Origin of the sequence: Variovorax humicola (assembly GCF_037889915.1) — a bacterium.
Classification (GTDB): domain Bacteria; phylum Pseudomonadota; class Gammaproteobacteria; order Burkholderiales; family Burkholderiaceae_C; genus Variovorax; species Variovorax humicola.
On the sequence record NZ_JBBKZV010000001.1, the window covers coordinates 31,606 to 45,764 of the forward strand.

Annotated in this window: 15 protein-coding genes; 9 read left to right on the forward strand and 6 right to left on the reverse strand. The window is 66.6% G+C overall.

Going from position 1 to position 14,159, the window contains the following annotated elements; translation table 11 throughout:
- Entirely contained in the window at positions 1-756 is a 756-nt protein-coding gene (locus WKW80_RS00140) for an RNA pseudouridine synthase (protein ID WP_340361507.1), read from the reverse strand.
- Positions 753-2,423, reverse strand: a complete 1,671-nt coding sequence (locus WKW80_RS00145) for an MBL fold metallo-hydrolase (protein WP_340361508.1) — start codon at positions 2,421-2,423, stop codon at positions 753-755. Before WKW80_RS00145 ends, WKW80_RS00140 begins: the two co-directional genes overlap by 4 nt.
- Positions 2,424-2,679: 256 nt before the next feature.
- Here WKW80_RS00145 and WKW80_RS00150 point away from each other — a divergent pair, with 256 nt between their 5' ends.
- A complete protein-coding gene (locus WKW80_RS00150) occupies positions 2,680-3,060 on the forward strand; it encodes a VOC family protein (RefSeq protein ID WP_340361509.1) in 381 nt (126 codons plus the stop codon).
- Between the two features lies 1 nt (position 3,061).
- Here WKW80_RS00150 and WKW80_RS00155 read toward each other — a convergent pair whose 3' ends face one another.
- The 3 genes from WKW80_RS00155 to WKW80_RS00165 are packed head-to-tail and all read right to left on the reverse strand — an operon-like array spanning position 3,062 to position 5,489.
- Positions 3,062-3,397, reverse strand: coding sequence for a hypothetical protein (locus tag WKW80_RS00155; RefSeq protein WP_340361510.1), 336 nt, complete (start codon positions 3,395-3,397; stop codon positions 3,062-3,064).
- Positions 3,398-3,442: 45 nt separating this feature from the next.
- Positions 3,443-4,258: a 2,5-didehydrogluconate reductase DkgB gene (gene dkgB / locus WKW80_RS00160; RefSeq protein WP_340361511.1), complete on the reverse strand. Its 816-nt coding sequence runs from the start codon at positions 4,256-4,258 to the stop codon at positions 3,443-3,445.
- Between the two features lie 28 nt (positions 4,259-4,286).
- The gene (locus tag WKW80_RS00165; RefSeq protein WP_340361512.1) at positions 4,287-5,489 is read right to left on the reverse strand and encodes an MFS transporter; all 1,203 of its coding nucleotides are present in this window, start codon (positions 5,487-5,489) and stop codon (positions 4,287-4,289) included.
- A gap of 96 nt (positions 5,490-5,585) precedes the next feature.
- Here WKW80_RS00165 and WKW80_RS00170 point away from each other — a divergent pair, with 96 nt between their 5' ends.
- Entirely contained in the window at positions 5,586-6,476 is an 891-nt protein-coding gene (locus WKW80_RS00170; RefSeq protein WP_340361513.1) for a LysR substrate-binding domain-containing protein, read from the forward strand.
- A 268-nt stretch (positions 6,477-6,744) separates the two neighbouring features.
- On the opposite strand, the gene WKW80_RS00175 is transcribed toward WKW80_RS00170, so the two are convergent.
- A complete protein-coding gene (locus WKW80_RS00175; protein ID WP_340361514.1) occupies positions 6,745-7,488 on the reverse strand; it encodes a hypothetical protein in 744 nt (247 codons plus the stop codon).
- Between WKW80_RS00175 and dapF the strand changes: the two genes are divergently transcribed.
- The 7 genes from dapF to dksA all read left to right on the forward strand — a co-directional run bounded on the left by dapF (position 7,487) and on the right by dksA (position 14,156).
- Entirely contained in the window at positions 7,487-8,362 is an 876-nt protein-coding gene (gene dapF, locus WKW80_RS00180) for a diaminopimelate epimerase (RefSeq protein ID WP_340361515.1), read from the forward strand. The genes WKW80_RS00175 and dapF overlap by 2 nt on opposite strands.
- The gene (locus tag WKW80_RS00185) at positions 8,359-9,048 is read left to right on the forward strand and encodes a DUF484 family protein (RefSeq protein ID WP_340361516.1); all 690 of its coding nucleotides are present in this window, start codon (positions 8,359-8,361) and stop codon (positions 9,046-9,048) included. Before dapF ends, WKW80_RS00185 begins: the two co-directional genes overlap by 4 nt.
- Positions 9,045-9,680: a YdcF family protein gene (locus tag WKW80_RS00190; RefSeq protein WP_340361517.1), complete on the forward strand. Its 636-nt coding sequence runs from the start codon at positions 9,045-9,047 to the stop codon at positions 9,678-9,680. The genes WKW80_RS00185 and WKW80_RS00190 overlap by 4 nt, the downstream gene beginning before the upstream one ends.
- 43 nt (positions 9,681-9,723) lie before the next feature.
- Positions 9,724-10,704 carry a tyrosine recombinase XerC gene (locus WKW80_RS00195; protein ID WP_340361518.1) on the forward strand — a complete coding sequence of 327 codons (981 nt, stop codon included), beginning with the start codon at positions 9,724-9,726 and terminating at the stop codon, positions 10,702-10,704.
- Positions 10,701-11,906: a class I SAM-dependent rRNA methyltransferase gene (locus WKW80_RS00200; protein WP_340361519.1), complete on the forward strand. Its 1,206-nt coding sequence runs from the start codon at positions 10,701-10,703 to the stop codon at positions 11,904-11,906. The genes WKW80_RS00195 and WKW80_RS00200 overlap by 4 nt, the downstream gene beginning before the upstream one ends.
- A 74-nt stretch (positions 11,907-11,980) precedes the next feature.
- Positions 11,981-13,033, forward strand: a complete 1,053-nt coding sequence (locus WKW80_RS00205; protein WP_340361520.1) for a CobW family GTP-binding protein — start codon at positions 11,981-11,983, stop codon at positions 13,031-13,033.
- Positions 13,034-13,322: 289 nt separating this feature from the next.
- A complete protein-coding gene (gene dksA, locus WKW80_RS00210; protein ID WP_340361521.1) occupies positions 13,323-14,156 on the forward strand; it encodes an RNA polymerase-binding protein DksA in 834 nt (277 codons plus the stop codon).
- Positions 14,157-14,159 lie beyond the last annotated feature (3 nt).

A 14,159-nucleotide genomic window follows, 5' to 3' on the forward strand; every position in this document is an offset into this window, starting at 1 on the left:
TCAAACCCGCTCGCCCGGCGCCATGAAGCGCCATTCCCCAACCTCCAGCCCCGCCAGCGGCAATCTCCCGACGCGGATGCGCTTCATCTGCAGGATCCGCAGCCCGGCCATGTCGCACATCTGCGCGATCTGGCCCGGCCAACTGCCCTTGACGGCGAAGCGCAGGCCCGTGCGGGTCTCGACCTGGCGGCCGATGCTGACCTTGGCGGGAAGCATCGCGCGGCCGTCGATCACGGGCGATTGGTTCAGCCGGTGCAGTGCGGCACCGTCGACCAGGCCGGCCACGTCGACCATCACTTCGTTCTCGATCAGGGCGGCGTCCTCGACCAGCTTGCGCTGCACGCGCGGCTCCTGCGTGAACACGATCAATCCGCTCGCGCCGGATTCCAGCGGTGTGAAGCATTGCTGGCCGGCAAAGTGCCGCTGCAGCGGCGGGCGCTGCGAGCGGTCGCTTTCGCTGTGCTTCGATGCGATGAGCAACTTTTCCAGCGGCGCATCGAAAGCAATGCCGGGGGGCTTGTGCAGCAGCAGCGTCACCGGCTCGATGGCGACCGGGCGTGCGCCGGTGGCGATCTCGACTTGCTGCGCGTCGCGTACGCGTCGCGCCGGCACTTCGACCACATGGCCGTCGACGCGCACCGCGCCGTTCTCGATCAGCAGTTCGGCCTCGCGGCGCGACACGCCGGCCATCGCCGCCACCCGCTTGGCCAGGCGGACGCCTTCTTCTTCGTCCTGAGCCGCGCCGGCGCGCTTCATGTCTGCGACATCGATCGGATGCGCTCCACATGCGCCTGGAGCGAGCGTGCCGCGACCGGCCACAACCGCTTGGGCACGTCGTCATACGCGATCGGCAGCCAGTCCTCGGAGGTGCCGTCGGGCTGCTGGCGCATCGCGGCGGCAATCTTGGCCTCGCGCTTCATGCGGTGCGCCTTGAGCCTCGCGATGGCCGTGCGCGCCTGTCCGATCACGTAGCCGTGGGCCGGCAGGATGAACTCGACGGCATGCGCCAGGCAGGTCTCGTCGAGCAGGTCCAGCGAATGGAGGTACGCGGTCATGTTGCCGTCGGGCGGGTCGATCACGGTCGTGCTGCCGTTCAGGATGTGGTCGCCGCTGAACAGCAGGCTGTCTTCCTCCAGCAGCAGGCACAGGTGGTTGGCCGCGTGGCCGGGCGTGTGGATCACGCGCAGGGTGTGCGTCGGGTGCATGCCGCCTTCTGGTTGCGGCGACGACCCGGACAAGGTGATGCGCTCGTGGTTCGCCAGCGCCCGGTCCGGTGTGAAGCGTGCCGCCGTGCGCGCGGTCTTGGCCGAGGGCATGCCGAGGATCTGCGGGCGCTGCTTCTTGCAGAGCGCTTGCAGCGGCAGTGCGCCCGGCGAATGGTCGGCGTGCGAATGGGTGCACACGATTGCACGAATGTCGCCCTGGGTGATGCGCCACAGCCGCCCGATGTGGTCGAAGTGGTTCGGGCCCGGATCGATCACGACATAGCCGGTCGATGCATCGCCCACGATGTAGCTGTTGGTGCCCGGCCCGGTCATGGCGCCCGGGTTGGGCGCGGTCAGCCGCATGACGTTCTTCAGCAGGCGCACGGGCTCCTCGCACTGCCAGTCGAGCGTGTGCACCATCTGGCCGTCGGGGCAGACCAGCGCGAGTTCGCCAAAAGGCGATTCATGCTCCATGAAGCGCACTTCCTTGCCCCCCAGCAGGCCGCCGCGCGGGCAACTGGTCCAGATCGGCTGCTCGCGCGCGCACACGGCGAGCACGGCGTCGACGCTGTCGAAAGTGGCCAGCCGCTCCAGCGTGCGCACGGTCGGGAAGATCATGAAGAAGCGTTTCTTCGCATGGCGTTCCAGCGCATCGGCGGGACGCACCCAGCAGGGTTCGAACTGTTCCGCCTCGTCGGCCACCGGCACCTGGCCTTCGGGCATGCGCGCGACCAGAAAGGGCACGTCGAAGCGCTTGGGCAAGTCGCGGTCGGTGATCCAGTGCGCGAAAGTGAACACCTCGTCGGAGGCCAGGCGCAGTCCCTTCACGGCGCACTGGGCGGCCAGCGTCATCGCCGGCGGACTGCCGCGGTCCATGGCCGCGACCTCGGCGCCGCTGACCATGCGACCGTCGGCGTGGCGCGCCAGCAGGATGCCCAACTCCTCGAAGCACTCGCGGATGGCGGCAATCGATTGGGTCAACTGCAGCCGGCTTTGCGTGCGCCGCCGCGAAGCAATCGGCCGCGCCTCGACGTCGTTGTCGTCGATGCGTCCACCTGGAAACACATATGCGCCCGGCGCAAAGCTGGCGTTGTCGGAGCGCCGCGTCATCAGCACTTCGATCCCGTTGGGGGTGTCGCGCAGCAGCAGCACGGTCGCGGCGGGCAGCAAGGGGGCGGGAGTGCGTGGCGGGTGGATTTGTTGGCTTGAGCGGACCATCGCGCCATTATCGGGAGAGTGGCCGGCGCGTGCTTTGCCGTGCATTGACCGGCGCTGCGGATAACCCCAATTGCGGCGCCCGACCCGGTGTCTACTCACGGCAGGCAACAACGGAATGTTGGCGCGGCCGCCAGGTGGGCGCGGACCCAGACGCCGGCGGGCGGCAGGCGCGGTCCGAATCTTGCGGCGACTTCCACCCTGTTCGGATCGCGCCCGGGCGCTATGCTCGCCCGGGCAAGTCAAAGGAGAAGACGACATGCTGAAAAACAGCAAGGCCTTCAGCGGATATTCGGTCGACGACATGACCATTGCGATGTCGTTCTATGGCGAAACGCTGGGGCTGGACGTGTCGGAAGACAACGGCCTGATGACCCTGCATCTCGGCAGCGGCACCAAGGTGCTGGTGTACGTCAAGCCGAACCACGCGCCGGCAACCTATACCGTGCTCAACTTTCCGGTGAAGAGCGTCGACCAGACCGTGACCGCACTGAAGGAGAGGGGTGTGCGCTTCGAGTCATACAGCATGCCCGGGCTCGAGACCGATTCCAACGACGTCTGCCGAGACGCGGGCGGCCCCGTGATCGCGTGGTTCCGCGACCCGGCGGGCAACATCATTTCGGTGCTGGAGGAACGCTAGCCTAGCCCGGCTGCTCGCCCGTGGCGCGGATTTCCACGCGGCGATCCGGCTGCAGGCAGGCACTGAGTTCATTGCGTTTCTTCGCCTTGCCCTGGGCCTTGCAAACGGCTTGCGTGACCTTGAACTCGGTCTCGCCGCGGCCTTCGGCCTGGATCAGGTTGCCGGACACGCCCTGGCTCACCCCACCGCTGTTACAAACCTGTCGCTCTTTGTTGCCGTCATAGCGGTAGCGCACGTCGGTCACCAGGCGGCCCCAGCAGGCAAAGGGCCAGACGAGGCCCACGCCCGCGTTGGCCATGAAGCTCGTCTTGCTGCTGCTGGTGGACGGCCCGTTCACCTTGTCATCTCGAGGCGGAGGCGCCGCAGGCGCTTCGGGGGTGTGTCACTGGTCCCAGCGAGGCGCGAGCCCGTCCGGACTGACAAGGCGCCCGCCGCGATCGAGCGCACGGATCTGCGCCATCTCCTCGTTGTCCAGCTTGAGCGCTCGCGCCAGCAAATTGCTTTCAAGGTTGGCCGGCTTCGTCGACGACGGAATCACCGCGTGGCCCGACTGCATCGCCCAGGCCAGCGCCACCTGCGCCGTCGTCGCGCCATGAGCGAGCGCAATGCGCTGCAACACCGGATCGTTCAGCACCTTGCCATAGGCCAGCGTCATGTACGAGCTGATACCGATCCCCTGGCCGCGCGCGAAGTCTGCGAGCTTGCGGTTCTGCAGGTAGGGATGCAGTTCGACCTGGTTCGTCGCGATCTCCGGCGCGCCGACCGCCGCGATGGCCTGTTTCATCAAGTCGATGCTGAAGTTCGACACGCCGATGCGCCGCGTCAACCCCTGGGCCTTGGCTTCTGCCAGCGCCCCCATGAACTCGGCCACCGGTACCGCGTTGCCGGGCGATGGCCAGTGGATCAGCGTCAGGTCGACATGGTCGGTGCGCAGCTTGGCGAGGCTGTCTTTCAGGCTTTGCGCGAGCTTGGCCTTCGGGTAGTTGTCAGTCCAGATCTTGGTGGTGATGAACAGCTCCTTGCGCGCGACACCACTTTCGGCAATGGCCTGGCCCACCTCGGCCTCGTTGCCGTAGATCTGCGCCGTGTCGATGAGCCGGTAGCCGAGTGCCAGCGCGGTCTTGACCGAGTCGATCACTGTCTGGCCCTGCAGCCGGAAGGTGCCCAGGCCGAAGGCGGGGATGTCGTTGGTAATCATGTCGTTCCTTTGTCGAGAAGAGAGGGATTCAGTGGCCCGCCGGAATGGGGCCGTGGGTGCGCACCGGGATGCCGCTGCGCCGGTCGAGCACGCCGCTCCACTGCGTGAGCGCCAGGGAGACCAGCACCACCAGCGCGCCGATCCATGGCGTGTGCATCAGGCCGAGGTGCGTGACGATCAGGCCGCCGGCCCACGCTGCGCCCGCAATGCCGAGGTTGAACGCCGCGATGTTCAGGCCCGATGCCACGTCGACCGCCTGCGGCGTGAAGCGCTCGGCCTGCTTCACCACATACACCTGCAGCCCCGGCACATTGCCGAACGCGACCGCGCCCCAGGCCAGCACCGTGAGCAACGCCAGCCACTTGTGCGGGGCGGTGAAGTTGAAGACCAGCAGCACGGCGGCCAGCAGTCCGAAGATGATCCGCAGCGCGGGGATCGGCCCCATTCGGTCGGCCAGCCTGCCGCCCCAGATGTTGCCTACCGCGACCGACACGCCATACACCAGCATCACCCAGCCCACCGAGCCGGCGCTGAAGCCCGATACCTCGGTAAGGATCGGCGCCAGGAAGGTGAACGGAATGAACGTGCCGCCGTAGCCGACCGCCGTCTTTGCATACACCAGCAGCAGGCGTGGCTCGGCCAGAACCTTCGCCTGTTGCGAAAGCGAAGCGGGCGGCGTGTGGCGAATGTTGTTCGGCACGAAGGCCCAACTGCCGACGAAGGCGATCGCGCCCAGGGCGGACACGGCCAGGAAGGTTTCGCGCCAGCCGAAATGCTGTCCGATGAAAGTGCCCAGCGGCACGCCCGTCACCAGCGCCACGGTGAGGCCGGTGAACATGATCGCGATCGCGCTGGCAGCCTTGTCCTTCGGGACGAGGCCGGTCGCGATGGTCGAGCCGATCGAGAAGAAGACGCCGTGAGCGAGGCCGGTGAGCACGCGCGCGCCCACCAGCGTTTCGTAGCTCGGCGATTGCCACGCCAGCAGATTGCCGGCGGTGAACAGCGCCATCAGTCCGAGCAGAAGTGCCTTGCGCGGCACCTTGCCGGTGAGGGCGGTCAGCACCGGCGCGCCGACGGCAACGCCGAGCGCATAGAGGCTGACAAGCAGGCCGGCCGAGGGCAGGCCGATGCCGAGGTCGGCCGCGACGGTGGGAAGCAGGCCAACGATCACGAACTCGGTCGTGCCGATGGCAAAGGCGCTGAGCGTCAGCGCAAAGAGGGCAATGGGCATGGAAGTGGACTCCAGTGGGATTGACAGGAGTGTCGGCCAGTCTTCTTTGCAGAAAAACCCTCTAGTCTTCACAATACTGTTGACTCGAAATCAACAATGAAAACGACCCTCGACGAACTGCAGGCTTTTGCCAGCGTGGTCGGCACCGGCTCCATCACCGCCGCCGCCGTCCAGCTTGGCCAGACCGTCTCCGGCGTGAGCCGTGCGCTCGGCCGACTGGAGAAGAAGCTCGACACCACGCTGCTTCGCCGCACCACGCGCCGCATCGAACTCACGGAAGAGGGCCAGGCCTTCCTGATTCACACGCGCGCGATCCTGGCATCCATCGACGATGCCGAGGAACACATGGCCGCGCGCCGCGGGCAGCCCGCGGGCCGCCTGCGCGTGAACGCGGCGACACCTTTCATGCTGCATGCCGTCGTGCCGCTGGTACCCGAGTTCCGGCGCCTCTATCCGCAGATCGCGCTCGAACTGAATACCGACGAACTCAACATCGACCTGCTGGAGCGCCGCACCGATGTCGCGATCCGCATCGGCGAGTTGCGCGACTCGACCTTGCACGCGCGGCCCCTCGCAACCAGCCGCCTGCGCCTGCTCGCGAGTCCGGCCTACCTCGCTGCCAACGGCCGGCCCAGGAACGTCGCAGCCCTCGCGCAGCACACACTGCTCGGCTTCAGCCACCCCGAATCCCTCAACCGCTGGCCGCTGCGCGGCGCGCATGGCGACGAATGGCCGATCACGCCGTCCATCAGCGCGTCGAACGGCGAGACCCTGCGGGTGCTGGCGTTGCGGGGCGAGGGCATTGCCTGCCTGTCGGACTTCATGACTGCCATCGATCGCCAGCGCGGCGACCTGGTCCAGCTGCTGACCAAGGACACGGTGGACGTTCGCCAGGCCATCAACGCCGTGTACTACCGCAATACGCAACTGGCGGCGCGGATCGCCTGCTTCCTGGATTTTCTGGTTGCGCGATTGGGCGAGTGGTAGTCGTCGCCGCACGCTACGCCTGCATTCATATCAGTTTCCACCACGCGTCGTGTGACCCGCGACGCATGAAACCCGGACGAGCACGGCGAAGTCTGTTCGTGGACACCCGCGGAACCGGCTTTGCCGGGCCGCTGGGTGTGCCCCCTCGAGGGGGAGGCGCCGCAGGCGCTTCGGGGGTGATTCAATTCCCCCGCGGAACCGGCTTTGCCGGGCCGCTGGGTGTGCCCCCTCGAGGGGGAGGCGCCGCAGGCGCTTCGGGGGGGGGTGATCACTCCCGGATCTCCATCGCATTCGGCGCGAGCCGCCCGCTGACGCCCATCGGAATCCGGAAGGCGACCAACTCCTGCGGCATGAACCGATAGAGCAGGTGCTCGATGTCGATGTAGCCGCCGGCGTTCAGGCGCTCGACCATCCGCTCGACCATCTGGCCGTAGGCGCTCCGGACCGTGCCGAGCAGGCAGCCATCGAACGACCACAGGCGCGACATGTACTGGAAGTTGGCGGCCGGGTCGTTGCCCGTGGTTTCGGGCGCGAACTGGCTCGCGCGCCTGCCCGAGAAGACGATCCGGCCCCGGTGCTGCGAGTCGCCAACGTCGCTCCAGCAAAAACGTTCATCCAGACGGTAGCGGCCCGACAGCTTGAAGATGCGGTCGACCTTGCCAAGCAGCGCTTCCTGGGCATGGAGGAAATGATGGAAGCAGGTCATCTCGGTCAGATTCTTGATGACGTCGGGGTTCGGCACCTTGTAGATTGCCTGCACGTCAGGCAGCCCCGAGTAGTCGAACAGCCGGGTGACCTGCGCGGACAGCGCCTCGGTCTGTGCGGGCTGCAAGCCGTCGCCGCACATGTCCAGCAGGTAGATCGCCGCGCCAGGCGCGCGCCGCCGGATCGAGTCGACGGTGCCCAGCGTGTCCTGTAGCCGTTCGTGGGGCGAGAACATGCCGAATCTCGAATTGATCGCGCTCGACACGATGAAGGCAGTCCGCATGCCGCGCAGGATAATCGCGGCCATGCGAATTCGCTTCACCAAGATGCAAGGGGCCGGCAATGACTTTGTCGTGCTCGACGAAACACGCGGAACGCTCGGGCTCACGCCGGCGCAATACCGCTTCCTGGGCAACCGTCACTTCGGCGTCGGTGCCGACCAGATCCTCACGGTGCGGCCGTCGCCTGGGCCGGACATCGACTTCCAGTACGTAATCCACAACTCGGATGGCGGCGAGGTGGAGCAGTGTGGCAATGGCGCGCGCTGCTTCATGCGCTTTGTGCGCGAACGCGGTCTCACCACCAAGGACGCGGTGCGCGTGCAAACCCTGTCGGGCGTGATCGAGCCGCGCATGGGCGAGGACGGCCGCGTCACCGTCGACATGGGGGCGCCGATTTTCGAGACCGAGAAGGTGCCATTCGACCCGGCCGGCCTCACGCCGCAGCACGAAGGCGCATGGCAGACGTGGCACCTCGCCCTCAGCACGCATGCCGAGGAGGCCATCATTGCCGTCGCAGTCCTGTCGATGGGCAACCCCCATGCGGTGCAAGTCGTCGGCAACGTCGATACCGCGCCCGTCGCCACGCAAGGCCCGCTGATCGAGCACCACCCGCGCTTTCCGCAACGCGTCAATGCCGGCTTCATGCAGATCGTGAGCCGTTCGCAGATCAGGCTGCGCGTGTTCGAACGCGGGGCAGGCGAAACGCTGGCCTGCGGTACCGGCGCCTGCGCGGCCGTGGTGTCGGGCATCCGGCTCGGCCTGCTCGACCCGCGCGTCGATGTGGAAACCCGTGGCGGCCGTCTCACCATCGAATGGGCGGGCGTCGGCCAACCGGTGTTCATGACTGGCCCGGCCGTCACAGTTTTCGAAGGCGATATCGAGGTACCCGAGCAGCCATGAAACCCATCCAACCAGAAGCCATGAATCCGATCACCGAAGACGACATCGCCAATTACCTCGCCAACACGCCGGACTTCTTCGAACGCCACGCGCAACTGCTCGCGCAGGTGCAACTGACCAGCCCGCACGGCAACCGCGCCGTGAGCCTGCAGGAGCGACAGGCCGAGATGCTGCGCGAGAAGATCAAGGCGCTGGAGCATCGTGTGATGGACATGGTGCGCCATGGCACCGAGAACATGGTCACGGCCGACCGCCTGCAACGCTGGACGCGCGGCCTGCTCACCACCCGCGACGCGCGAGGCCTGCCCTGGCAGATCGCCGCGGACCTGCAGACGCTGTTCATGGTTCCGCAGACCGCCATCAAGGTGTGGGATTGCGACGTGCCCTACTGGAGCGAGGGCTACGCCCAATGGGTCACCGACGACGTGAAGACGCTGGCCACCTCGCTCACCGCGCCGTATTGCGGGCTCAATGCAGGCTTCGAGGCGGCCAACTGGCTGGGCGATGCGCGCGCCGCCGTCTCCATCGCGCTGATCCCGCTGCGCGCCGAACCCGAGGCGCCGGCCTTCGGCCTGCTGGTGCTGGCCTCGCCCGATGCGCAGCGATTCAATCCCGAGATGGGCACCGACTTCCTCGAGCGCATCGCCGATCTGGCCTCGGCGGCGCTGTCGCGGCTGCGGCCTTGAGCCTTCCCGTCCGCGCCATGGTGTGGCGCTGGCGCTGGCGCCTCGTGGCCGCGGTGCTGGTGCTGTGCGCGCTGCACGCGTCGCTGGCCGCCATGATCTGGAGGCACGCGCGCGAACGCATCGCGCATCCGCCAACGGCCCAGGCCGACGCGGCTCTGGTGCTCGGCAATCGCGCCTACCTCAGCGGCGAAATCAATCCCTGTCTCACCAACCGCGTCGATCGCGGCATCGAACTCGCACGCGCCGGCCAGGTGCGCCAGCTGGTCGTGTCCGGCGGCAAGGACACCGAAGACGCGCGCATCGAAGCACAGGTGATGGAGACCTATGCGCGGCAGTCAGGCTTCACCGGAACCCTGCTGAAAGAGGCGCTGTCGTCATCGACGCGCCAGAACCTCGCCATGTCGTGGCCCTTGCTGGAAGCGGCTGGGGTCAAGCGCGTCATCGTCGTTTCGGACCCGTACCACCTCTGGCGCATCGAGCGCCTGGCGCATGCGAGTGGATTCGATCGCGCGTTCGACGTGCAATACGCAGCGGCATCGCCGACGTGCGGGCATCGCCCGTTCCTGTTCTTCAGAGGCGCGCTGCGCGAGCCCCTGGCGATCGTCAACAATGCGCTGAACGGATATTTCTAGCGCCTGGCGCCAGTTCCGTGGCTTGTCCGGAAGGAAATTCGCTGTGAGTTCGGCCCTGATCGAGAAGTATCTTGAGCATGTGCGCGTCGAGCGCCGGCTGGCCGTGCGCACGGTCGAGTTGTATGCGATCCATCTTGGCACGCTGGCCGAGAAAGCGGCCGCGGCCAACCTGCCGCTGGACCAGGTGCAGACCGCCCACATCCGGCGCTGGATGGCGCAATTGCACGGGGCAGGGCGTGAGTCGCGCGGCATTGCGCTGGTGCTTTCGTGCTGGCGAGGCTTCTATCGCTGGCTCGGCAACGAGGGGCTGGTCGGCGGCAATCCGGTGCAGGACGTGCACGCACCCAAGGCCGACCGTCCGCTGCCCAAGGCATTGGCCGTCGACGACGCCGTGCGGCTTGCGGAACACCACGATCCCGACGGCGACCCGTGGACCGAGGCGCGCGACCGCGCCATCGTCGAATTGCTCTATGGCTGCGGCCTGCGCGTCAGCGAACTGGTCGGACTCGATGTGCAGGCCAGCAAGGTCGCACGCGGCTGGGTCGACCTGGCCTCGGGCGAGGCACAAGTCCTCGGCAAGGGCAGCAAACGCCGCGACGTGCCTGTCGGTGCCAAGGCTGGCGAGGCACTGCAGGCATGGCTGGCTGTGCGCGATGACTGCGCGGCGCTCCCGGAGGCCAGGCTGCGCGACCCGGCCGGCGCCGCGGCGCTCTTCATCGGCCGCAATGGCACGCGGTTTTCCGCGCAGGCCGTCTGGAAGCAATTGCGATTGCGCAGCCTGAAGGCCGGCTTGCCGGCGCCCGTGCACCCGCACATGCTGCGCCACTCGTTTGCGAGCCACTTGCTGCAATCCAGCAGCGACCTGCGAGCGGTGCAGGAGTTGCTCGGCCACGCCAACATCACCACCACGCAGGTCTACACGCGGCTGGATTTCCAGCATCTGGCCAAGGCCTACGACGCAGCCCATCCTCGCGCCAGGGCGCGCCCCGAGACTCCGAAGGCCAAGGCCAGGGACCACAAATGAAAGTATTGCGGCTGCGGCCGGGCAAGGAGCGGTCGCTGCTGCGCCGCCATCCCTGGATTTTCGAATCGGCCATCGCCAAGGGAGGTGCCGACGCGGGCGAGACCGTGCGCGTCGAGTCGCACGAAGGCAAGTTCCTGGCTTGGGCGGCATTCAGTCCTGTGTCGAAGATTCGCGCCCGCGCCTGGAGCTTCGACGAGACGCAGCGCATCGACGCGGCGTTCCTGGCGTCGCGCTGCCTGCGCGCGGTGAACGCGCGGCGTCTCTTCGACTTGCAAAGCGACGGCGTGCGGCTGATCCACGGCGAGGCCGACGGCCTGCCGGGCCTGATCGTCGACCGCTACGGCGACACGCTGGTCGCGCAGTTCCTGTCGGCCGGCGTCGAGCGCTGGAAGGCCGCGCTCGCCGACGCGCTGCTCGCGGCCACCGGGCTGACCAGACTCTACGAACGCTCCGATGCCAGCGGCCGCGAGCGGGAGGGCCTGAAACCGACCACCGGCTGGCTGCGCGGCGACGGGCCGACCGAACTCACCATCCGCGAGCACGACTGGCAACTCTCGCTCGACATCGCCTCCGGCCACAAGACCGGCTTCTATCTCGACCAGCGCGACAGCCGGAAGCGCTTTGCGGAAATGGCGGCGCACCGCAGGTTCCGGCGCGTGCTGAACTGCTTTTGCTACACCGGCGGCTTCACCGTGGCGGCGCTCGCCGGCCTGCGCGCCACGGGTGCGCTCGACGGCGCCGAGTTGACTTCGGTCGATTCGTCGCTGCCCGCGCTTCAACGCGCCGAGGCGCATGTCGCGCTGAACGGCTTCGAAGGCGCCGGCAACCAGTACCTCGACGCCGACGTCAACGCCACATTGCGCCGATTCATCGCCGAGGGCGCGCGCTTCGACGCCATCGTGCTCGACCCGCCGAAATTCGCCCCGACGGTCGCGCATGCCGAGCGCGCTGCCCGCGCCTACAAGGACATCAACCGGCTCGCCCTGCAATTGCTGGTGCCCGGCGGCGTGCTGCTGACGTTTTCATGCTCTGGCGGCATCAGCGCCGACCTGTTCCACAAGATCGTGGCATCGGCAGGCATCGACGCCGGCGTCGACGGCTACATCAGCGAGCGTCTGGGTGCTGCACCGGACCATCCCATGACCATCGAGTTCCCCGAAGGCGAATACCTGAAAGGGCTGGTGGTCGTTCGAAAGGCCTGACCCCACGGGAGCAGGCCCATTCCCCGCCCGCTAAACTTCCCGCCCTTTCCCCGTTTTAGTGACCGGAGCACCTCATGGCCCTCATCCCCGCCACCATCCTTACTGGCTTCCTCGGCTCGGGAAAGACCACGTTGCTCAAGCGCATCCTGACCGAAGCCCACGGCCAGAAAATTGCCGTCATCGAGAACGAGTTCGGTGAGGAAAACATCGACAGCGACATCCTGGTTACCGAATCCAAAGAGCAAATCGTGCAGATGAGCAACGGTTGTATCTGCTGCACCATCCGCGAAGACCTGCGGGAGGCGCTGCAGGTGCTGGCCGCCAAGAAGCGCAAGGGCCTGCTCGACTTCGACCGCGTGGTGATCGAAACCACCGGCCTGGCCGATCCCGGCCCGGTGGCGCAGACCTTCTTCATGGACGACGAGATCGCCGAGAGCTACCTGCTCGACTCGATCCTCACGCTGGTCGATGCCAAGCATGCGCCACAGCAACTCAACGACCGCCAGGAAGCGCGTCGCCAGGTCGGATTCGCCGACCAGATCTTCATCAGCAAGAGCGACCTGGTGGCCGCCGACGAAACCGAGGCGCTGATCCACCGCCTCAAGCACATGAACCCGCGAGCGCCGCAGCAGAAGGTTCATTTCGGCGAGGTGCCGCTGTCGTCCGTGTTCGACCTGCGCGGCTTCAACCTCAATGCCAAGCTGGACATCGACCCCGACTTCCTCAAGGAAGACGACCACGACCATCACGATCACGATCACGACCACGGCGAGAACTGCGACCATCCGTCGCATGCGCACGAGGGCCATGGCCACCATCACCACACCGACGACGACGTCAAGAGCTTCGTCTACAAGTCCGACCGCGCCTTCGACCCGGCCCGGCTGGAGGACTTCCTCGGCGCCATCGTCAATATCTACGGCCCGCGCATGCTGCGCTACAAGGGTGTTCTGAACATGAAGGGCACCGAGCGCAAGGTGATCTTCCAGGGCGTGCACCAGTTGATGGGCAGCGACCTCGGCCCGGCCTGGGGCGCCGATGAGGCTCGCCAGAGCCGCATGGTATTCATCGGAATCGAACTCCCGCGCGAAATCCTGGAGCAGGGATTGGACCAATGCCTCGTCTAGCCAGGGTCTGGCCAGAAGATCCGTTACGCCCGACAGGGCAATAGGCACTTTTCGTCTATACAATCGCGCGCCTGTTCCGGAAGCCCCGCCTCCACGCCGATCGGCAAGAAGTGACTTCCGGCACGGGAATGAGCGCGTTCGTGGTCTGAATTCGGGGGTATAACCCGTGGTCGCTACTGACGAGCTTGCACTAAAAATCGGGAACCCGCGTGGCCAGTGTCCGCCAAGGTTCTCGCGGGGGAGAAACAACCCGCAAAGCGCGTTCCAGCCCGTCCTAGGAGCCAGTACCGTGAAGAAACCCGCCGCCGAGGCCACGTCCGCCACACCGGCCGTCAAGAAGACAGCCGGCAAGGAGGCCGCGCCCGCCGAGCCCAAGGCTTCCGTCACGAAACCCGGCTTGGCCAAGCCCGAAACCGCCAAATCCGTCAAACCGGCCAGTCATCCTGCCGTCCCTTCCGCTTCTGTCACGACTCCCATGAAAAAAACGGCTGCCGCCCCCACCCCTGCTCCGGCCCCTGTCGCGCCGGCCCCCCGCGTCGGACGCGTTTCGCGCCTGTCCCAACTGACCGTGCCCTCGATGGCCCAGTCCGTGGCGTCCACCGCCGCCAAGTCGAGCTTCACGCAGGTCGCATCGACGGCGCTGGTGCCGCCGCCGCACGTGGCCGTCAAGAAAGACCCGAAGCTCGCCAACAACTGGAAGACGAAGACGCCTGAACAGTTGACCGACGCAGAGGTCATCGCCATGCCCGACGCCGAGTACATGAACGAGAAGCAGATGGCGTACTTTCGCCTGAAGCTCGTGCAGCTCAAGCAGGGCATCCTCGAAAACGCCGGTGAAACCACCGAGCATCTGCGTGAAGACACCGTGGTCGTGCCCGACCCGGCGGACCGCGCGACCATCGAGGAAGAGCATGCCCTCGAGCTGCGCACCCGCGACCGCGAGCGCAAGTTGTTGAAGAAGATCGAACAGTCGATCCAGCGCATCGACGCGGGCGACTACGGCTATTGCGACGAAACTGGCGAGCCGATCGGCGTCGGCCGGCTTCTCGCACGCCCTACGGCAACCCTGTCGCTGGAAGCGCAGCAACGCCGCGAACTCAAGCAGAAGATGTTTGGCGACTAAGAG

Bases quoted from the DNA above. Each gene is read 5' to 3' on its own strand.
- WKW80_RS00185 (WP_340361516.1), top strand. From the start codon at position 8,359: ATGAAACCCATCCAACCAGAAGCCATGAATCCGATCACCGAAGACGAC.
- dapF (WP_340361515.1), top strand. From the start codon at position 7,487: ATGCGAATTCGCTTCACCAAGATGCAAGGGGCCGGCAATGACTTTGTC.
- WKW80_RS00150 (WP_340361509.1), top strand. From the start codon at position 2,680: ATGCTGAAAAACAGCAAGGCCTTCAGCGGATATTCGGTCGACGACATG.
- WKW80_RS00165 (WP_340361512.1), bottom strand. From the start codon at position 5,489: ATGCCCATTGCCCTCTTTGCGCTGACGCTCAGCGCCTTTGCCATCGGC.
- dkgB (WP_340361511.1), bottom strand. From the start codon at position 4,258: ATGATTACCAACGACATCCCCGCCTTCGGCCTGGGCACCTTCCGGCTG.
- WKW80_RS00200 (WP_340361519.1), top strand. From the start codon at position 10,701: ATGAAAGTATTGCGGCTGCGGCCGGGCAAGGAGCGGTCGCTGCTGCGC.
- WKW80_RS00140 (WP_340361507.1), bottom strand. From the start codon at position 756: ATGAAGCGCGCCGGCGCGGCTCAGGACGAAGAAGAAGGCGTCCGCCTG.
- WKW80_RS00145 (WP_340361508.1), bottom strand. From the start codon at position 2,423: ATGGTCCGCTCAAGCCAACAAATCCACCCGCCACGCACTCCCGCCCCC.
- WKW80_RS00170 (WP_340361513.1), top strand. From the start codon at position 5,586: ATGAAAACGACCCTCGACGAACTGCAGGCTTTTGCCAGCGTGGTCGGC.
- WKW80_RS00175 (WP_340361514.1), bottom strand. From the start codon at position 7,488: ATGGCCGCGATTATCCTGCGCGGCATGCGGACTGCCTTCATCGTGTCG.
- WKW80_RS00205 (WP_340361520.1), top strand. From the start codon at position 11,981: ATGGCCCTCATCCCCGCCACCATCCTTACTGGCTTCCTCGGCTCGGGA.